Source organism: Nostoc sp. JL23 (assembly GCF_017115065.1).
Lineage (GTDB): Bacteria > Cyanobacteriota > Cyanobacteriia > Cyanobacteriales > Nostocaceae > Nostoc > Nostoc punctiforme_A.
In genome coordinates this window covers 251,684-270,794 of record NZ_JABXKN010000036.1, presented here as the reverse complement: position 1 = coordinate 270,794, position 19,111 = coordinate 251,684, and the positions used below count along the sequence as shown (strand labels likewise).

The 19,111-nt window shown below is 42.2% G+C and carries 16 protein-coding genes; 7 read left to right on the top strand and 9 right to left on the bottom strand.

Annotated elements, in window-relative coordinates; all coding sequences use genetic code 11:
* The first annotated feature begins 337 nt into the window (after positions 1 to 337).
* On the top strand, positions 338 to 775 hold the full coding sequence (locus HWQ42_RS07495; protein ID WP_292810648.1) for a hypothetical protein: 438 nt from the start codon (positions 338 to 340) through the stop codon (positions 773 to 775).
* Between the two features lie 283 nt (positions 776 to 1,058).
* Here the strand turns inward: HWQ42_RS07495 and HWQ42_RS07490 are convergent, their stop codons facing one another.
* On the bottom strand, positions 1,059 to 1,727 hold the full coding sequence (locus HWQ42_RS07490; RefSeq protein WP_292810646.1) for an HAD family hydrolase: 669 nt from the start codon (positions 1,725 to 1,727) through the stop codon (positions 1,059 to 1,061).
* 387 nt (positions 1,728 to 2,114) lie between these two features.
* On the opposite strand from HWQ42_RS07490, the gene HWQ42_RS07485 reads away from it, so the two are divergent.
* On the top strand, positions 2,115 to 2,729 hold the full coding sequence (locus HWQ42_RS07485; protein ID WP_292810644.1) for a Uma2 family endonuclease: 615 nt from the start codon (positions 2,115 to 2,117) through the stop codon (positions 2,727 to 2,729).
* 74 nt (positions 2,730 to 2,803) lie between these two features.
* Here the strand turns inward: HWQ42_RS07485 and HWQ42_RS07480 are convergent, their stop codons facing one another.
* The 3 genes from HWQ42_RS07480 to HWQ42_RS07470 all read right to left on the bottom strand — a co-directional run bounded on the left by HWQ42_RS07480 (position 2,804) and on the right by HWQ42_RS07470 (position 8,599).
* Positions 2,804 to 5,551 (bottom strand): hypothetical protein, encoded by a 2,748-nt coding sequence (locus tag HWQ42_RS07480; protein ID WP_292810642.1) that lies wholly within the window; start codon positions 5,549 to 5,551, stop codon positions 2,804 to 2,806.
* A gap of 243 nt (positions 5,552 to 5,794) precedes the next feature.
* Entirely contained in the window at positions 5,795 to 7,150 is a 1,356-nt protein-coding gene (locus HWQ42_RS07475; RefSeq protein ID WP_292810639.1) for a (Fe-S)-binding protein, read from the bottom strand.
* 111 nt (positions 7,151 to 7,261) lie between these two features.
* Positions 7,262 to 8,599 carry an FAD-binding oxidoreductase gene (locus HWQ42_RS07470; protein WP_292810637.1) on the bottom strand — a complete coding sequence of 446 codons (1,338 nt, stop codon included), beginning with the start codon at positions 8,597 to 8,599 and terminating at the stop codon, positions 7,262 to 7,264.
* A gap of 511 nt (positions 8,600 to 9,110) precedes the next feature.
* Between HWQ42_RS07470 and HWQ42_RS07465 the strand changes: the two genes are divergently transcribed.
* The gene (locus HWQ42_RS07465; RefSeq protein ID WP_292810635.1) at positions 9,111 to 9,536 is read left to right on the top strand and encodes an META domain-containing protein; all 426 of its coding nucleotides are present in this window, start codon (positions 9,111 to 9,113) and stop codon (positions 9,534 to 9,536) included.
* Between the two features lie 602 nt (positions 9,537 to 10,138).
* Here the strand turns inward: HWQ42_RS07465 and ssuE are convergent.
* Genes ssuE through ssuD form a run of 3 tightly spaced genes read right to left on the bottom strand, consistent with a single transcriptional unit; the run spans position 10,139 to position 12,528 of the window.
* Positions 10,139 to 10,705, bottom strand: coding sequence for an NADPH-dependent FMN reductase (gene ssuE / locus HWQ42_RS07460; protein ID WP_292737541.1), 567 nt, complete (start codon positions 10,703 to 10,705; stop codon positions 10,139 to 10,141).
* Positions 10,702 to 11,340, bottom strand: a complete 639-nt coding sequence (locus HWQ42_RS07455) for a carbonic anhydrase (protein ID WP_292737540.1) — start codon at positions 11,338 to 11,340, stop codon at positions 10,702 to 10,704. Before HWQ42_RS07455 ends, ssuE begins: the two co-directional genes overlap by 4 nt.
* 27 nt (positions 11,341 to 11,367) lie before the next feature.
* Positions 11,368 to 12,528 (bottom strand): FMNH2-dependent alkanesulfonate monooxygenase, encoded by a 1,161-nt coding sequence (ssuD, locus tag HWQ42_RS07450; RefSeq protein WP_292810633.1) that lies wholly within the window; start codon positions 12,526 to 12,528, stop codon positions 11,368 to 11,370.
* 400 nt (positions 12,529 to 12,928) lie between these two features.
* Here ssuD and HWQ42_RS07445 point away from each other — a divergent pair, with 400 nt between their 5' ends.
* Positions 12,929 to 13,411 carry an MgtC/SapB family protein gene (locus HWQ42_RS07445; protein ID WP_334812266.1) on the top strand — a complete coding sequence of 161 codons (483 nt, stop codon included), beginning with the start codon at positions 12,929 to 12,931 and terminating at the stop codon, positions 13,409 to 13,411.
* A 410-nt stretch (positions 13,412 to 13,821) separates the two neighbouring features.
* Positions 13,822 to 14,316 carry a peptide-methionine (R)-S-oxide reductase MsrB gene (gene msrB / locus HWQ42_RS07440; RefSeq protein WP_292810631.1) on the top strand — a complete coding sequence of 165 codons (495 nt, stop codon included), beginning with the start codon at positions 13,822 to 13,824 and terminating at the stop codon, positions 14,314 to 14,316.
* Between the two features lie 568 nt (positions 14,317 to 14,884).
* On the opposite strand, the gene HWQ42_RS07435 is transcribed toward msrB, so the two are convergent.
* Positions 14,885 to 15,484 carry an MBL fold metallo-hydrolase gene (locus HWQ42_RS07435; RefSeq protein WP_289797933.1) on the bottom strand — a complete coding sequence of 200 codons (600 nt, stop codon included), beginning with the start codon at positions 15,482 to 15,484 and terminating at the stop codon, positions 14,885 to 14,887.
* A 253-nt stretch (positions 15,485 to 15,737) separates the two neighbouring features.
* On the opposite strand from HWQ42_RS07435, the gene HWQ42_RS07430 reads away from it, so the two are divergent.
* The gene (locus tag HWQ42_RS07430; protein WP_292810629.1) at positions 15,738 to 16,916 is read left to right on the top strand and encodes an aminotransferase class I/II-fold pyridoxal phosphate-dependent enzyme; all 1,179 of its coding nucleotides are present in this window, start codon (positions 15,738 to 15,740) and stop codon (positions 16,914 to 16,916) included.
* 510 nt (positions 16,917 to 17,426) lie between these two features.
* Positions 17,427 to 17,798: a four-helix bundle copper-binding protein gene (locus tag HWQ42_RS07425; RefSeq protein WP_292810626.1), complete on the top strand. Its 372-nt coding sequence runs from the start codon at positions 17,427 to 17,429 to the stop codon at positions 17,796 to 17,798.
* Between the two features lie 189 nt (positions 17,799 to 17,987).
* Here HWQ42_RS07425 and HWQ42_RS07420 read toward each other — a convergent pair whose 3' ends face one another.
* The gene (locus tag HWQ42_RS07420) at positions 17,988 to 18,308 is read right to left on the bottom strand and encodes a hypothetical protein (RefSeq protein ID WP_292810623.1); all 321 of its coding nucleotides are present in this window, start codon (positions 18,306 to 18,308) and stop codon (positions 17,988 to 17,990) included.
* Between the last annotated feature and the right edge of the window lie 803 nt (positions 18,309 to 19,111).

Here is a 19,111-nt window from a genome sequence, read left to right as displayed (position 1 = left end):
TTTTTACTCCAGCTTTTTATTATCCCATGTTATTTATATTAAGGATGAGTCTAATACAGTTCAGTTAAGCAATTTTTTTCCTTCTCTTTCTTCTCTCTGCGTCCTCTGCGCCTTGGCGGTTCGTTAAAAAATTGACTTGGATAGCAGAGTTTTAGCCTTAACTGAACCGTATTGGCAGATAAGAGGTCTTTTCCCCCTGTCCCCTTTGAACTATGCAGCCTAAAAGCGTATCAGTTTATCCACAACATTCTCTAACTCTGATACCATTTTCTGTAATTTCCTGCTTGCTAAAAAAATTAGTCGAATAGAATTAAGTACTTAGATAAGGAAGAGTGAAATGGGACTTAGCGACGGACTTTTGAACCCGACCAAAAAGGCTATGGTCATAGAGGACTGTTGCAATATGATCGAAGGACAGCTTGCATCCAAGTCAGGGATGAGCGGCATCGCTTTGAAAACTGCATTCGCCGCCCTGAAAGGGGTTAAGCCAGGGTATATTCCCTATGTGGTTGAGCAGATTTTGCCGCAATGCTTTACAGCTCTCGATCCTATCTGGAGTCAAGGCGTAGAGAAAGGCAACCCAGTTGAATATCTGAGTGCGAATCGCTCTAATACAGCAGACGCACTACTGGGTGTTACCGATGCGAGAGTCAAGAACTCAAACCGCCAAATCGTGCGAGGAACCTATGAAAAACTTCGTGGTTCAGCCAAAAAGCACGTAGAAGAAGCAGTACCAGATTTAGCCAAGGTAATCAACAATTACACTAAGGCTTGAGCCAGAAGAGAAGAATCACAATCAACGTATGCCGCCGTTCGATGCGTCGGTGGCTGGCATACGGGGCAAATATTAAATTGGCGAAAGTACGTAGACGCAAGGCGGCTTGTCGCCAGACATCGCCTCAAAACTTCACCAACTCCAAATCAAGTTCCGCCTATTGGATAGCTCCTTCTTTTAACTCTTCTCTGAGATTGATTAAGGCTTTTTGATTAGTATAATATTGCACAGCTTCGTTAATGAATCGATTGCGATCGCATACCCTTCTTCCTTCTTTTAATATTTAAGCATTTGCGCCCAGAATAGAAGAGTCATAGTGCTGTAGCAAATCTTCTGGATCGTTGTAAATTGCGATCGCTCCCGACAGTTGTTCATCGCTAAAGCCACCGCAGCGCAAACCAATCACAGCTACCCCTGCTTTGCCAGCAGACTCAATATCGTAGGGCGAATCTCCTAGCATCACGACTTTTTCAGGAGTCATTTGCCCTTTGTTCAAGGCAGCTTCTACAATGTCAGGAGCAGGTTTAGATGCTTCAGCATCATCGGATGTAGTGACTTCCGTTAGCAAATCATCTACTTGGGCAATTTTGAGCATTGTATCGAGTTCTTCAGAACTGGCTGAACTAGCGACAACCAGATGCAATCCCGATTTTTGCATCTTTAATATTAAGTTTCTGCTACCATTGGCAGCAGTGATTTGTGGTATATATTTGTCAAATAATAGTTTTTTGCGGAGTTGAGCGATCGCTTTGCCAGTTCCTTCTTCACCATTTAATTCTGGCACTACTTTGGGAATGAGTTGATCTCCACCCATGCCCATAAGTGGTCTAACTGTTTCAAATGGCACTTCCAAATCATAAGCTGCAAATGCCTCTACCCAGGTATTTGCATGAACATCATTACTTAAAACCAGTGTGCCATCAATATCTAAAATCACTCCTTCTAATGCCATGAAAAACCTCGGCTGACGTTTTGTTTCATAGCTGATGATTACATGGCAAATAATTTACTTCATCGTCCTAACAGAAGAGAAGGAGGTTAGAGAAGAGATGGCGATCGCTTATAATTCAATACGCTTGGCTTAAGTATTTCTTCCTTTCTTAGTCTTTGCGTCCTTCTCTAACGAGACGCTACGCGATGGCGTTCTTGGCGGTTCGTTAAAAAAAGAGTTTTAGCCTTGACCCAAGAGTATTGGCTTATAATTATCTGCAATTGCGATCGCGTTCGAGACGCTTAGGCGATCGCACAGTGCCAGAGGCGAACGCTAAGAAAGCTTGTAGAATTTGTTAGTTAATAGGGTAAGCATCATTTACCGAATCCCTATTGGTAAGAGATCAAGATGGTACAAACACCCGCTAGTCCAGAAACCGAAACCCTATTGATTGAGTTGCCTAAGTCCATTGGGTTGTATGTTACCCAAGAACAGTTTGCTGCTTTAGCCGCAGCCAACCGAGACTTGAGACTGGAAAGAACCGCACAAGGAGAATTAATAGTGAACCCACCAACAGGCTGGGAAACTGGGAGACGTAATTGGAGTATTTCGGGAGAATTGTATTTGTGGTGGCGTAATGCGGGCGAACCTGGTCAAGCCTTTGACTCTTCTACAGGCTTCATTTTACCCAATGGTGCGACTCGCTCCCCCGATGCTTCTTGGGTGAGTGGAGAACGATGGCAGGCGCTTACTTTGTCACAAAAAGGAACGTTTGCTAATATCTGCCCCGATTTTGTGGTTGAGTTACGCTCTAGTTCAGATACCCTCAAGTCCCTGCAAGATAAATTGAGGGAGTATATCGACAATGGCGCTAAACTTGGTTGGTTAATCGACCCACAGCAGCGACGGGTGGAAATTTATCGACTGGCTAAGGATGTGGAAGTGTTGGAGAATCCTGCTGAGTTGTTGGGTGAAGCGGTGTTGCCGGGTTTTGTCTTGAATTTGCGACGGGTGTGGGATTGAAAGCATCTTGCTTGCTACGGGTTAATTAATGCATAGCTTGCTTCTAGCTGGAGGCAAGTATTACGAATTACGAATTACTTGATATCATCACACAGACGCTTGTCACTCTCACCCAAATTCGGGTTATTCTGCAAGTAATCATGCAGCCAATTGCAACCCCGCACCAACAACCGGTCTAAATTCTCCACAGGCCACAACCGCGCTGTGTTGTCTAATGATGCCGTGGCGATGGTTTTGCCGTCCGAGCTGAAACTCACACTTAAGACTATGCCTTGATGCCCTTTGAATTCTTGGAGGAGTTGCCCGTTGAGCCTCCACAACCGCGCTGTCTTGTCTAATGATGCCGTGGCGATGGTTTTGCCGTCCGGGCTGAAACTCACACTTAAGACACCGCCTTGATGCCCTTGAAACTGGTTACGTTCTTTAATTTTATTGAGAATAGTATCCAAAGCAAAAATAGGGCTGATAGCTGGATATTTTTCTAAAGGGCGACCATCCTTTACCAAAGTTTTTAACTCTTTCCCACTGTGCATTACTGCCACCAGCGATTCTAACTCGCCAGCATACTCAAACTGTCTTAAGGCATTAACACCTGCCCGTTCTAATTCCGTTCCCTTTTGTGCTTCTTCACGTGCTGCTTCTGCTTCTTCTGTTGCTTTCTGTGCTTGTGCAAGTTTTGCTTGCGCTTGGTTGACGGTGCTTTGGGCTTGTTGAGCTTGAGATTCTGCTTGCTGTTGTTTTGTCGCTGCTTGTTGTAATTTTACTTCAGCAGTTTTTATTTTTTCGCTTGCCGTTTTAATGCTTTCCTGGGCTTGGGCATTTTTCTCTTGTAATTCTGAGGCTTTCTGGTTTACTTCTTCCAAGTCTGCTTTAGCAGCCAGTAAGCTTTGGTTTGCCTGTTGAGTTTTCTGCTTTGCTAATTTCGATTCTTTTTCTGCGGCTTGCTGATTCTTCTGCGCTGCTTGAAACTTTTGTTCTGCATCTGTCTTTTTACTTTCTAATTCCTGCGCTTTCTGCTGTATTGCTGCCTGTTGCTTTTGGGTAGCTTCCAAGTTTTGATTTACTAACTTGTATTTAGCTTCAGCCGTTGTAACTTTATTTTCTGCCTCTTGCTTTTTACCATCAGCTTCCTTAGCAAATTGAATTTGATTAAATGCATATAAAGATGATATACCTGCAAATAATAATAGACATACTGCCAAACCAGAACTCACTCTCAACTGCATCCGCCCTTGGCGAATTTCTCGCTTGGCTTCTTGTTGAGCATTAACTAATATCTGCTTTGCATCTTGTTCAAGCTTCAGCTTCTCTTCTGCTTGCAAGCGTTGTTCTCGCTCTCTAGCGAGTTCTGCTAATATTTCATTACTCTGTTGCTGACGAATGAACGACACAAGGTAATCATGCACCAGTTGATAACGGTCAGCCGGAGATTCTGGTAACAGCAATACTAACCTTGATGCCACAAAAATCTCTAACACCAAATCTAATTTATCGGCTTCTGTTGCTAAATCTGCGGCTAACTCAGCGCGAGTCTTGAGGGGACGAGTCCCATTTTCATCTGTGAGTAAATATAAAACCAGTCGAGCAACCTGTTCATTCTCCGCGCCACAATCATGGATGACTTCTTCTAAAAATCGTTCAACCAGTTTTTCTTTTGTACCAAATTGACGGTACTTATCTAAAGTTGTAATTTTCTCAGTTTGCAGTTGCATCCCCACAATTTGTAACTCAATTGGGCGAACCTCCCCCAACTCCCCTGCTAAATCGCGCACTAATTCATCAATCAGTGCAGGCTCTAAATAAAAGTGAGAACGTTCTGTTAAACTCTGCACAACAGCCATAGCATCGGCTGGCAAAAAATTACCCAAATGATAGCGAATATTTTTATCGAGAATATTATTATTAATTGCAGTCAAATTAAATAGACGATCTAATTCTAATAAATAATGTAAATAATCTTCCCGCAAAGACAGAATTACCTTAACAAAAGGAATATCTAGACAAACTCGCAAAAACTCATAAAATGCTCGTCGTTGACCTTGGTCTGGATAAACGAAGAAAAACTCTTCAAACTGGTCAAATATTAAAACCGTCAACAAATTCCGGTCAGCATTTCTCCGTAATTGTTCTAAAATAGCTGCTGAAGAATCAAGATTAGCAAATAATTGATTCCCTCTAACTTCCTCAAAAGCCTGAGCCAAACTCTGCCCCAACATCCCCACCCAATCAGTATAAACTCGCAACAAAACAGGTAAAGCATCTCGCTCACCAATTGCTTCCTGTTGCAACGCCGGGATTAATCCACCCTGCAAAATCGAGCTTTTCCCCACTCCTGACTGACCATGAATTATAGTCAATTTATGCTCAGTCCCGCCAATTCTTTCTCGTAACCGCTTAACATCTTGTCCCCGACCAGAAGCAGCAATTTCTTCAGCAATGGTTTCAGGATTTTCAGCTTGCAACTGTGCAGAATTAATTGCCTGTCGCTGCGGATTTAGATAAGATGCACCAACAAAAGCGCGGAAACCATACTGTTGTTCAATTTGCAATTGTTCTTGCTTAATATTAAAAGCTTTCAGATAATCACTTTGTTCAAAATAAAGTGAGCTTAACCTTTCTAATATAGATATATATAATTGCGGGTTATACTGATGATTACTTTCAGATTGATTAGTTTTAGCGGTAATTTTGGCAATACCTACAGATAATTCAGCCTCAACCCCAATATCTAGCGGCGTTTGCAAAAACTCAGAAATTTCCGTAAACAGATTTTTAAAGTATCTAGGACTAGCCCTTTCAAGGTGAGTAAAAATTTTGCTCAAAAAATTCCTCTTTAATCTCTTAACTCTGTGTTCTCTGCGTCTCTGTGGTTAAATAAATTACTTTTAAACCGCAGAGGCACAGAGAGCGCAGAGAGAAAAACAGAGATTTTACGAGTCACCTTGAAAGGGCTGGTCCTAGCTTCTTTAGATTGACTGATTAAAATATCTAACTTTTCCTGTGGGGTGGGTGTCTCACCCGCCTACAACCAAGGGCGGACAAGATGTCCACCCCACAAGAAATATCTACAATTCCAGCTTTTCACCGCGAATCGAATAATCTAACAACTCCATCGGGTGAATAACTGAAATCTTCTTACCTTGCGACTGCAAATGCTTAGTAATTTGCAAAGTACACCCAGGATTAGCAGAAGCAATTAACTCAGCACCAGTATTCAACAAATTCTCTACTTTTTGCCGACCCAATTCTTCAGAAACTTCTGGTTGCAGCATATTATAAACCCCAGCACTACCACAACACAAAGCTGCATCTATTGGTTCTCTCAACTTCACCCCTGGAATTTGCCGCAATATCTGACGCGGTTGCACGCTAATCTTTTGTCCATGCAATAAATGACAAGCATCTTGATAAACTAAATTCAATGGTTTATCAGTCAGTGGTGAAAGTTTCGCTGTTAATCCAACAGTTGCCAAAAACTCTTGAGCATCTTTTACCTTAGCTGCAAAATCCTTGGCCTTTTCTCGATATTCTAGGTCATCTTCTAAAATGTGACCGTATTCTTTCAAAGTATGACCGCAACCAGCAGCATTGATAATTACAAAATCGACATCCGTCTTGGCAAAACTATCAATCATCTGCCTTGCTGAAGCTTTCGCTTGTTCTGTTTGTCCTTGGTGTTCGGGAAGCGCCGCACAACAACCTTGAGATTTGGGAATCACAACTTCACAACCATTTGCCGTTAAAACGCGCACTGTCGCTTCATTCACGGGTGAGAAAAACAGCCGTTGCACGCAACCCAAAATTACCCCAACACGATACCGCTTCTCACCTTTAGCGGGAATCACACTAGGCAAATTATCTTGAAAAGATTTGAGAGTAATTTCTGGCAGAATTGATTCCATTGCTGCCAAACGGGGCGATATTTTATTTAGTAAACCTGTAGCCCGAAAGAACTTAGCAAAACCCAACTTTTGATAAACCAATAACGGAACTAATAAAACGCGTAAAAGATTGGGATAAGGAAAAAGAGAAAATATCAGTTGACGAAAAAATCGATCTGGTAAACTGCGGGGATAATTTCGTTCAACTTGGTGACGAGTTGCAGAAATTAACTTGTCATACTGCACACCAGAAGGACAAGTACTCACACAAGCAAGACACCCTAAACAAGAATCAAAATGTTCTACAGTTGCCGTATTGAGAGCAATCTCACCCTCATTAATTGCATCCATTAAATAGATACGTCCTCTAGGAGAATCCATCTCCTTACCCAGCACCCGATAACTCGGACAAGTCGAGAGACAAAATCCGCAATGGACACAACTATCAATTAACTTCGGGTCAGGCGGATGACTCTCATCAAACCCCTTTAAATTCTTTAAACTAGCCGTATTATTAACAGAATTTTCAGAAACTTGCATAATTAATTCTTTTCCCCTCTTCCTTTGCGTCCTTCTCTTCGAGACGCTGCGCGAAGGCGTCCTTGGCGGTAGCCTGCGGCAAGCCTCTGGCGAGTCTACGTTTTCTTAAACCTAAATTCCACCCACAAACCGACCAGGACTTAAAATATTTTTACTATCAAACTGTTCCTTAATACGGCACATCAACGGCAAAGCATTCCCCGTATAACCCCAAACATCTATTTGTTCTTTAACCCCAACTGGTGCTGACAGAATTGTTAAAAAACCTCTACTCGCTTGAGTGCAATCGCTTCCAGCAAAGCCTAGCTCATCGCGGATTTTCAAAACTTGATTTTTACTCTCTAATTGTAACAAACCTAAACCACTACTAATATAAATTAAACCCAACCCCACCTGAGTCAAAATCTCCACAGCAGCAGTAGGTAACACTCCTATTTTGCAGGTAATTACCGATTCTGTAGCAGTACTATGTATTCGTTCTTGCAATCTCTGCCATAGATTAGCTTCATCACCATCGGCAAAAATTGCCCCATCTAACCCTAACTTTTGTCCAACTTCCAAAACTCGGTTTGACTGTTCCTTAACACTCTCACTAATACTTTGAAAGCGAGCAATTAATCCCAGCCCTTCACCCAATCCTAAACTAGACACCAATTTAGCTGATAGCAAATCAGCCTGAACTGGTGTTAACGCCGAACCTCGAAGGATATTAGCCGCTTGAGATACAGCCTCAGCTTTCCCAGTTAGTACCACCGTCCCAGATGCCTCGGCTAGCGGATACAACCGAAAAGTTAGTTGACTAATAAAGCCTAATGTGCCATAAGACCCCGTAAGCAACTTCATCAAGTCATATCCGGCGACATTTTTAACTACTCTTCCTCCAGCTTTGGCAATTTGTCCATCAGCACGCACAAAGGTAATACCTAGTAACTGGTCGCGCACACTACCATAACGTTGCCGCAGAGAACCTGTATCACCTGTGGCAACAATACCGCCAATGGTGGCTGACTCTGGTGCCGTGGGGTCTAGAGCAAGAAATTGCCGCGATTTTGCCAAAAGTGCTTGCAAATCAGAGAACTTCATCCCAGCTTCTACGGTGACAGTCAAATCGCCAATGGCGTGTTCAATCAGTTGGTTGATGCGTTCTGTACTAACTACAACATCAATGCTTTTTGCTAAACCACCCCAACTAAGTTTACTGCCACTACCACAGGGAAGGACGCGCCAGTTATTTGCGTGAGCCTTGGTAATGACTGCGGCTAGCTGTTCTTGGCTGCGGGGATAGACAATACAACTGGGTGAATTTCCAGAAGCTATAGCCTGTTGGATACGTTTTTGCTGACTGAGTTCGATATTTTCCCAAAGGCAAATAGCATTTTCTTCACCGACGATAGATGCAAGTTCAGAAGCGCAGACGCCTTGCGGCCTGTCGTTAGACATCGCTTTCATTGAGTTTATTTTTTTACGCCCTACTTCTAATTTACTGGCTAACCTGACCAAAAAAGCGCATTGCCATTAATATAAGGTGGCTTTAATATGAAAAGCGATGCCGACAACTGGTTGCGCCAACCCCAGATTGTAATTAGCGCCAAATAAAAGAAAGTTTGTTTTTCAAGCGATCGCTACTCTTTTACAATAAAATTCTTGCGGTAGTTTGTAATTCTAACGTTTTTAACTAATGAGCTACCGATATTAATAATCTAATCTATTATTAAAATTTTATTAAATGTTTACTTAACTTTCTTAACTGTCTTAAATGTCCTTGCATTTCCATTTAAAAACTAAGAGTATATTCATGTGAGTTTCAAATAATCTTGCTGAAACTTTTGTTTGGATAAATACATATTTCTTCAAAGTGTATTGAAGAGGCAAGTTTGCTTTTTTATCATTGATGCAACAAAGCTGAACCGAAAGGTTAGGCAATTGACTCTAAAACTATAATTTCAGGGGAAATTAAACCATGAACATATTTAAGTACATCAAAAAGGCGATCGTTTTTGCCCTGGTCGTATTTAGTTTGAGTTGGGCGTTTCAAAGCCCTAGTTACGCAGCAGTTTTAGAAGGAAAGTGGAAACTTACCTCCTTAAACAATTCTCCTGTTCCTGAACAGGTTAAAATTACAGCCACATTTGATCCTGCTGAAAGTAGAATCACAGGCGGTGTAAACTTTGGTGGTAGTCCCGTCTCATACTTTGGTTCTTACAAATCGACAGAGAATAAAATCGAACTTCCAAATGGTGTAGCAAGACCACGTGTATATTTTGGTACAGAGGGGGAAGAATATTTTTCTACACTAGATTCAGCAAAGTCTTATGATCTAAGCAATCAAAAGCTAACAATTAGCGACTATTCGGGTAGAAAATTGAGCTTTGTTAAAGCTGAATAACGTGAGTTCGATGAGTCATATACTGTCCATTTAATTAGCTGTAAAAAAAGACCTCTCCCTGGTTTTACTACGCAAAACCGTCCCTCTCCGAGTCGGAGAGGGATAGGCTTAAACTTTAGTTCAAGGCAGGGAGAGGTTTATCGAACTCAGGTTGAATAAAGTTATGATGCTCTTGTATTAAAAGCGATCGCGCTTTTGTTGGGTAAGGTATTAGCCTTATCCAACCTATAATTTTGAGAAACTTTACAACCACGAATGACGCGGTGGGTTGATGTTGTTCAAGAAGTAATTACCCTTTCCAAGAAAGTAGTAGATGAGTTAAATATACTCATCTACTATAGGTAGAGTTAGGAGAAAAATTGCATATTTATTATATATAATAAAATCTTCTCTGGGAACAATCATAAATTACAGTGGTGTTAATTAAATAGACTACATCAATGCAGAGAAGTTTGGGCGTAGTCTATTAATTTGAACATTGCTATAAAAATAGAATTTCTGAGAATAAATTTATATGATTCTGATTAACTTTTAGAGAAAGGTAGCAGATGAGTAGAAATTACCCCTCTGCTACGAACAAACGGAGGTATAAACTTGATTATTTAATTGGCATGAACCAATTCTTGAGGCGCTGCGGCATCATATTCTACAGCTTTAACAAATTCCTTGAGAACATCTTTGAGCCTTTGCTCAATTTCCTCATCTAACAGAACGCTGTTATCAGCTTGTCGTTGAACTTGTTTGTCTACCGCATAAACAGTAGCTAGGATGTGCCGCGCTCCTAATTCAGATAAGACAGGTTTTAGAGCATATTCAATTGCCAATAAATGAGCGATCGTTCCACCCAAAGCAATTGGTAAAACGGGTTTACCTGTTAATGATTTTTGTGGTAGCAAATCTAGAAATGTTTTTAGCACTCCTGTATAAGCAGCTTTGTAGATTGGGGTGGCGATAATCACACCATCTGCCTTTGCTAATAAAGCTTTTGGCTGTTCTAAAGCAGGGCTATCGTAACGTCCAAAAACTAAATCTTCGGCAGGCAAATCCCGAACTGAAATAATGTCTACATGCAAGCCTTCTTGTTGTAAAAGCTTGGCTGTGTATTCGACAAAACCATAGGTTCTAGATGGATGGGTTGGACTACCTGCGATCGCTACAATATTTGTCATTCAATTAAACTCCCAATTTCTAAAACGGGTTCAGTATGTTTTGTGGTTTTGGTCTTCATAGCTGATGCTGTGTTGACTTTCTCACTCAGACGTTTGTAAGGATGGCGCAAACTCATACTCTCTACTTCCCAGATGTAGCCATGAATAACTACATCTTGGGGAATTAAAGGAGAATTACGCAGTAATTCCACCTGCTCTGTGCAGATTTCATCTACATCGATAAACGTTTTGATCCATTTGGAAAAAACGCCTTTTGGTAGCTTTAACTCTGGCAAAGCTGGATCGACACTAACTTGATCCACATCAATACCTTGGTTATGCAATATCTCAGTGAGAAAATCTCCTGATGCTGTCATCATGCCACATTCGGTATGATTAATAACGATGATTTCTTTGGTGCCAAAAAACTGTGTAGTTAACATCGCTGACCGAATTGCATCATCTGTAACTAACCCCCCAGCATTACGGAAAATATGAGCATCTCCTTCACCAATTCCTAATGCTTTCTCCACTGGTAATCGCTCATCCATGCAAGCTAGCACCCACAAGCGTTTATTGTTAGGTATTCCCAACTGACGACGCAATACCCACGCTTCTTTTTCTGAGATTTTTTGGTCGATTTGTTGGTGCAGCATAGCTGTTAATCTCCTAGTTCTTAATTACTAGGATATGGACGTTGCTCTTTCTTGAGGCTTTTGCTTAGGGAAATCTTCATTTGCCACAATCTCGCCAAATGGGCTTAAGACGTGTTGTTTCTCCACTGCGGGTAAATTATCTAATGGCAGATGGGGAAATAGAAGTTCTGCAACTCGATAAGCTTCCTCTAGGTGGGGATAGCCAGAGAGGATAAAGGACTCAATACCTAAATCTGCATATTCTAATATCCTGGCAGCTACGGTTTGGGGATCGCCGACTAAGGCTGTTCCCGCACCACCCCGCACCAAACCGACTCCTGCCCACAGGTTCGGGCTAATCTCTAATGCCTCACGATTACCGTGGTGTAACTGAGTCATTCGCTGTTGTCCAACTGAATCCATTCGGGCGTAAGCTTTTTGGGCTTTAGCGATCGCTTCGTCATCGACATACTTAATCAATTGATTCGCCGCATCCCAAGCTTCACTCTCGGTTTCGCGCACAATCACATGTAAGCGAATCCCAAACCGCAAAGTTCGGCCTTCTGATAAAGCAAGTCTCCGAACTGATGCAATCTTCTCGGCTACTTGCGCCGGTGGTTCGCCCCAAGTTAGATAGACATCTACGTGCTTGGCAGCAATTTTTTGAGCAACAGGAGAGGAACCGCCAAACCACAAGGGCGGATATGGCTTTTGAACAGGTGGAAACAGCAATTTCCCATCTTGGATATTAAGATAGTCCCCCTGGAGATTGGCTTGTTCACCACTAGCGATCGCTCGCCATACTGTCAAAAATTCATCTGTTAATTCATAGCGCTGATCGTGATCCAAATGCAAGCCATCTCCCGCTAACTCTACGGGATCGCCACCAGTCACGACATTAATCAGCAAGCGTCCTCCAGAGAGGCGATCAAAAGTCGCTGCCATCCGCGCTGCTACCCCAGGTGATACCAAGCCGGGACGAATCGCCACCAAAAAACGCATCTGTCGTGTCAGTGATACCAACGTTGACGCTACAATCCAAGCATCTTCGCAAGAGCGGCCTGTAGGCAGCAATGCCCCTGTATAACCAAGGTCATCCACCGCTTGGGCAATCTGCCGCAGATAAGGAAAGCTTACTGCCCGTCCACCTGTAGCAGTTGCAAGGTAACGTCCGTCGCCATGAGTTGGGATGAACCATAGTAGCTGCATGAATCCTGTCCTTTTAAACTACGGCAATTCGATAGAAATACCGTGCTTTATTCGTAGTTTTTAGAGTATCACATATTCTACTGAACCGAGCAAGAGGTTTTCCAAACAACTCCGGTATCTCTATCAAACCAATGTATATTAAGCGGTGTCAATCAGTTGGGGATTGGGCATTAGTATAGTTATTCTCCCCCTACCCCCTTTCTGTCTCTAGGAAGAATCCAGCAATGGTGGCTTTGTGTATACTTATTTACTTGTTCATAACCTTTTGTTAAATTAACCTTAATGTACTAAAAACCTATTGATTTGCTGTGCTTAAGTTTTCAGCGACAAAAGTGGGTAGCCATCCATCTCACTGCCAATAGGTGCAAAATTGTGTTCTATCTCTAGGAGAAATAAGGCAATGGGGCCGATGTTTATTGCTGCCAACGATTGGCCACATATAGCGTTTAGATTATCTTTGGCGCTCCTGGTTGGTTGCTTGATTGGATTTAACCGTCAGCAAGGAGGAAGGCCAGCAGGGATGAGAACATTCATGCTTGTGAGTATGGGAGCAGCATTATTTGTAATGATTCCTTTGCAGGCTGAGGGCGAGAGTCCCTATGCTGCTACCAATGCACTGAGTCGCACAATTCAAGGTGTAGCCACCGGGGTTGGATTTCTCGGAGCTGGATTGATTTTACAAGAGTCTCCGAGAAAATCTGCAACGCCAAAAGTAAAGGGTTTAACTACAGCCGCCTGTAGTCTGGACTGCTGCCGGATTGGGGGCTGCAATTGGTTGTGGTTTGTGGCAAATGGGATTATTGGGAGGCTTACTGACTCTGATTACCCTCAGTGGGGTAAAGCGGCTCAATCGCGCATTTGTATTTATGACGAGTCATGGTAAACACGGGACTACTAAGCATTTCACCACTTCTGATGAAGATGATGATTGACCGTAGTTTATGCTCCACTTGAAAACTATACTTGCTATTGTCCAAAAATCAGGTGAAATAGATCGGATTCCCACCTAGTATTCGGCTGAAAAATAATTTGTTGTTTCTTAACGCCGTGTGCGACTTTCTTTCAGACCTAACCCCCAACCCCTTCCCTACTAGCGTTGGGGAGCAAGAATCAAAGCCTCTCTCCGTTTCGGAGAGGGGTTTTAAGAATAAGTCGCACATCGCGTTTCTTAGCTAATTTTAATCAGTTTATCAGGGCTAATTCAGAGCGATCGCTGATTATAGTCATTCATGTAGGGAATCCCGTACTGGAGTCGATTGCCCAGTGAACCGGAAAATAGAAAATAATAGATATATGGACAAACGCTATTTTTTACAGGCTGGTGCAGTCATAGTCGGCACAGCATTGTTATCAAGGTATATCAATTGGGGGTCACAAGCAATGACAACTTCTCAGAGTGGATTTGAAGTTACCAAACCAGAGTCAGAATGGCGCACGATTTTAACGCCAGAACAGTTTAATGTATTGCGTAAACATGGGACTGAACGCCCTCACACCAGTCCATTGGATAAGGAATACGACCAAGGCACTTATTATTGTGCCGCCTGTGAACTACCACTGTTTACATCTGATACCAAATTTAATAGTGGTACTGGCTGGCCTAGCTTCTTTAATCCAATTGAAGGTGCGATCGCCACTACTGTAGATAAGTCATTATTTATGACCAGAACTGAAGTGCATTGTAGTCGCTGTGGTGGTCATCTGGGTCATGTTTTTGATGATGGCCCTGCACCTACTGGCAAGCGCTACTGCATGAACGGCGTTTCGCTGAAATTTGAGCCTGCTTGATTAAGTTGCGTCACCGATAGCGTAGCATTAGCGAGTCAAGCACCTTCCTGCGTCGCTAACGCTGCACTATCGAGCGTCACAGCCCGTCCTAACATTGCACACACAACTTAAATCATCAGATTTTGATACTTGACCAAGGGTGAATAAATTTTTGACAATAACTTTTCCTATTCAGTGCTATTGAACAAAGTATTGTCAATGTAAGGAAATGCAACTCTTGGTCTTTGCTAGAACTATTTACCTAAATCGTCCTATTTGCCTGGTTCTTTTTTCTCCTTTTTGTCTTTGGGATCTTTTTTAGGTTTTTTAGCTTCTTTATTACTTTTTCTTTCCTTCGACATCAGCGTTCTCCAACTAGGTAAATCAGTAAAAGCTTTCGCATTCTGCCGTTAGGAAATCAGGATATTAATTACCTGGTATTCTTTTATGGCAAAAAGGAAAGTATCAGACAGAAATGTTACTAACTACCATGATACGGTGTTGTTTGATTTTCGTCTGACAGCCTTTCTATCTATTTGAACTACAATCGCCTGTAGGGTAGCATAGCTAGCTGTGCTACCCTAATTATTTACAGTGTCGCTACAAGATCCTTTAAGCGATCGCGTCCATCCCGAAAGACGGGCCAACCATCCCCCACCAGCACTGCTTCTACCCGACTCAGTTGAGCCAACCTGCGAACAGAAGCAACAGCCTCCTCTCGATTCAGCAGCTTGTCATCTGGTAAAATCGTCAAGCTACCTGCTTTGCGTGCCCGGACTAAATCCCCTGTAATTAAAGTTGTCTCTTCCAGTAACAAAGCCAACTCACCGGGAGTTTTAGAACCATTGAGTTCAATCACCTCCAGTCCTGGCACAAATTCTTCACCATCAGATAGCCAGCGATCGCAAGGTATAGGAAAAGTGTCTTTTTCTGCAATCGGGCCAGCAATCTTAGCATAAGTTTGATCGGCAATTTCTTTACTTGCCCTGACATGCTCAGAATTCGTCAGCACAATCCAAACCACACCGCCGAGGGATTTTAGATGATTCCAATCATGGTTTGATAAGGCTACTGGGTCAATCAAGATGTTGCCATCTGGGCGAATCCAGGCAATCCCATTGAAATCAATATTTCTTGCCGGATTGAAATTAGACCAGCTATACAGATCGGGACGGTGCAAAGATTTCATGATGATTCTGGATCAGTACTTCAATAATTGACTATTAATCTCAATAATTAAGTATATAGATAATAAGGGCATTGGGCATTGGGCATTGGTTATTATCCTGCTTCCTCTGCCTCCCCTGCCCCTCTGCTCCCTTGCTTCTTCCTCTGGATCGGAAATTTGAGTATACTACGATAAATCTATCAATATTATGGCTTTTGTCTGGTTTACAGAAATTCCCGGATAACGGCAATAAAGGATTAAGGGAGGTATAGGAGTGAGTGAGATTAAGCGCCAAAAAATATCAGCGAAGGCAGAACAGTTTACAGAGTCGGTGATTCGAGAAATGACGCGGGTAGCACTGCAACACGATGCAGTAAATCTGGCGCAGGGGTTTCCTGATTTTCCTTGTCCCTTGGAGTTGAAACAGGCAGCATATCAGGCCATAGAGGCAGATGTTAATCAGTATGCCATTACTTGGGGCGATCGCCCATTTCGTCATGCGATCGCCAATAAAGTCCGTTGGTATCTTGGCTTAGATATTGATCCCGAAACCCAAATCACCGTTACCTGTGGTTCCACAGAAGCAATGGCATCTGTGATGCTAGCGACAGTCAATCCGGGTGACGAAGTAATTGTATTTGAGCCATATTACGAAAACTACGGCCCCGATGCGATTTTAGCTGGTGCTATACCCCGCTACGTGACACTGCATCCTCCCCATTGGACATTTGATGAAGCACAGTTGCGTCAAGCTTTCAATGCCAATACCAAAGCGATTATTATCAACACACCCCACAACCCCACAGGTAAAGTATTTACCCCTGAAGAACTCACCCTAATTGCCGAACTTTGTCAAAAATGGGATGTGTTAGCGTTCACTGATGAAATCTATGAACATATTCTCTATGACGGCACTCAACATATTGCCCTAGCGACTCTTCCCGGAATGGAAGAACGTACCGTTACTATTAACGGTTTATCTAAAACTTACAGCGTCACTGGATGGCGAGTCGGCTACATTTTTGCAAACCCCGAATTGACAGGAGCGATTCGCAAAGTCCATGATTTTCTCACCGTTGGCGCACCCGCACCATTGCAACGAGCCGGAGTTGCCGCCATGCAACTGCCACAATCTTATTATGAAGAACTAGCCAAACTTTATCACCAGAAGCGAGACAGCATTTTACAAATTCTAGACCTAGTTGGAATTCCGTATTTCGTTCCCAAAGGAGCCTATTACGTACTTGCAGATATTTCCAAATTTGGCTATAAAACAGATGTTGAATTCACTTACCATCTGATTAAAGATATCGGTGTTGCCGTAGTTCCCGGTTCTAGTTTTTTCAGTCAACCAGAAAAGGGACATTCATTGATCAGATTTTGCTTCAGCAAAAGACCTGAGACATTAAAAGCAGCTAGCGATCGCTTACTCAAATTACAATCAAATTTATAACCGACATCATAATATATATTTCTTATCCTCTCTCATGTAAGTTGTGAAAATTACTTTTTTGTGAGGCATTTTTGTTTTAGGTGCGGTTTAAATTCCATTATAAATTACGAATTTTCAGACTATCTCTCTTCAAGTTAATATAATTTAATAAAACTTAGATTAATATAATTTTACAAATGCTTGATTTAAGCATTCATTTGTTAAAAAAGATAACATCATTTTCGAGTTAAATTTAACTCTAACTTTTGATCCCCGACGTAAAGTTGACTTGGCAAATTAAACCCTACTTCGAAGCGAGGGTTTATAAGCCTTAATGTATAGTATTCCTCATAAAAACAACACTAAATAACTGTAGAATTAGTTCCAATTCCCGGTAATTATATCGGGAAAGTAGGCTTAAAAATTATGGATTAAAAACCCCATTGACTCTTGAAAAGGATAGGACTAATGTGATGAGTAGTCCTTCCGGGGACACTATTTTATGCATCAAAAAATCAGGAGGTATTTCCGATGATGATGATGATGACTGAAACCATGACTCCAGAAATGCAAACTTGCATGGATGTTTGTATGGACTGCCATAAAATGTGCATGGAAACTATGACTTACTGCATGAGCAAAAGTGGTAAGGACATGGACAAGAGCATGATGAGCATGATGAGCATGATGCGCGATTGCTCAGAAATGTGCATGATGTGCATGAATATGATGATGAGCGGTTCTGAGTTTATGGAACGCACTTGTATGCTTTGCGCGGAAATGTGCGATCGCACTGCAATGGCGTGTGAGATGATGAGCGATGACGCGAAAATGATGGAATGTGCTGCTGCTTGCCGTAAGTGTGCAGAGTCTTGCAGAAGTATGCAGATGATGCCCGCATAATTCTATAACAATCTAGCAGAAGTTTCTCTGCAACCTAATATTCAAGCGCTCAGACTTTTTTAGTCTGGGCGCTTGAAGTAAAAATTTAACTAAAATGGTATGTTGGCGATCGCCTCTACATGAACAACTGGCTTGTAGACAGGCGATGTCTACGACGGGCTACGCCTACGCACCGATGAGTCTACAGCCCTAATTTACTGCTGTTTCTGTACTTTTGCCATTTGTCGTTGCCTTCTCTACATTTAGTGCGATCGCGGTTGTAGCCGGTTCAGTGTTAGATGCACCCTTATTTCTCTGGCGCCGCTTTCCCCCCGCCTGCACATACTGCAAACTGTTTTTACCGTAGCGTGTCCCCACACTCATCAACATTTTTTCCGAATAGCTGCTCAAATCTTCCTCTAATAATTGAATCTGCCCCATCGCTTCATCTAGGGTAGAAAGCATTGTGTTGTAGCTTGATAGCTTGGTTTGCAAGGTTTGAATCCGCCTTTGATACTCCGTTAAATTCAAGCTATCACCAAATTACAGCGTTTCACTAATCGATCGCATCCCCGCAATCCGTCGCGTTGCCTTATCCAATACCGTAGAACCGCGTTTCAATCTTGCCATATATGCGTCTGCTCTCAAAGAAAATATGTGCAAATTAATACATACTTATGTTTTCACTCTAGCCATCTGCTATTCCCATTGCCCTGAGCAAAAACAACCAAAAATACAGTATGGTCTAATATGTATTCGCTAATTTTACTGGGAAATATTCTAATATTAAGTATAAAATTTACATACATTGCTATTGAGTCCTTAATATTGCAATACGCTTGGGTTAAGGCTAAAACTCTGTTATCCAAGTCAATTATTTTAACGAACCGCCAAGGCGCAGAGGACGCAGAGAGAAGAAAGAGAAAGAGAAGGAAAAGCTTAACTGAACTGTATTGCTTAATATTGTGTTGGAGTACCCAAATATCGTGTTGGAGTACCCAAATATCGTGTTGGAGTACCTAAATATCATTTTGAAGTACCCAAATATCGTGTTGGAGTACCTAAATATCATTTTGAAGTACCTGAATATCGTGTTGGAGTACCTAAATATTGTGTTGGAGTACTCAAATATTGTGTTGGAGTACCCAAATATCGTGTTGGAGTACCCAAATATCGTGTTGGAGTACCTAAATATCATTTTGAAGTACCTGAATATAGCGATCGCTCCAGGTGAGGCGAAGTGCGATCGCCCTTTGAAACCTTTAGCTGTCTTGTTCCCAGTCTCCGACTGGGAATGCCGTCCTAGAGGCTCCGCCTCCCTTGTTGGCGGCAGA

What these genes read in the sequence shown, in the direction of transcription:
- HWQ42_RS07455 (WP_292737540.1), bottom strand. Translation starts at nt 11,340, where the DNA reads ATGCTGCACCAACAAATCGACCAAAAAATCTCAGAAAAAGAAGCGTGG.
- ssuE (WP_292737541.1), bottom strand. Translation starts at nt 10,705, where the DNA reads ATGACAAATATTGTAGCGATCGCAGGTAGTCCAACCCATCCATCTAGA.
- HWQ42_RS07470 (WP_292810637.1), bottom strand. Translation starts at nt 8,599, where the DNA reads ATGAAAGCGATGTCTAACGACAGGCCGCAAGGCGTCTGCGCTTCTGAA.
- HWQ42_RS07445 (WP_334812266.1), top strand. Translation starts at nt 12,929, where the DNA reads ATGGGGCCGATGTTTATTGCTGCCAACGATTGGCCACATATAGCGTTT.
- HWQ42_RS07435 (WP_289797933.1), bottom strand. Translation starts at nt 15,484, where the DNA reads ATGAAATCTTTGCACCGTCCCGATCTGTATAGCTGGTCTAATTTCAAT.
- HWQ42_RS07495 (WP_292810648.1), top strand. Translation starts at nt 338, where the DNA reads ATGGGACTTAGCGACGGACTTTTGAACCCGACCAAAAAGGCTATGGTC.
- HWQ42_RS07490 (WP_292810646.1), bottom strand. Translation starts at nt 1,727, where the DNA reads ATGGCATTAGAAGGAGTGATTTTAGATATTGATGGCACACTGGTTTTA.
- HWQ42_RS07485 (WP_292810644.1), top strand. Translation starts at nt 2,115, where the DNA reads ATGGTACAAACACCCGCTAGTCCAGAAACCGAAACCCTATTGATTGAG.
- HWQ42_RS07475 (WP_292810639.1), bottom strand. Translation starts at nt 7,150, where the DNA reads ATGCAAGTTTCTGAAAATTCTGTTAATAATACGGCTAGTTTAAAGAAT.
- msrB (WP_292810631.1), top strand. Translation starts at nt 13,822, where the DNA reads ATGGACAAACGCTATTTTTTACAGGCTGGTGCAGTCATAGTCGGCACA.
- HWQ42_RS07465 (WP_292810635.1), top strand. Translation starts at nt 9,111, where the DNA reads ATGAACATATTTAAGTACATCAAAAAGGCGATCGTTTTTGCCCTGGTC.
- HWQ42_RS07425 (WP_292810626.1), top strand. Translation starts at nt 17,427, where the DNA reads ATGATGATGATGATGACTGAAACCATGACTCCAGAAATGCAAACTTGC.
- ssuD (WP_292810633.1), bottom strand. Translation starts at nt 12,528, where the DNA reads ATGCAGCTACTATGGTTCATCCCAACTCATGGCGACGGACGTTACCTT.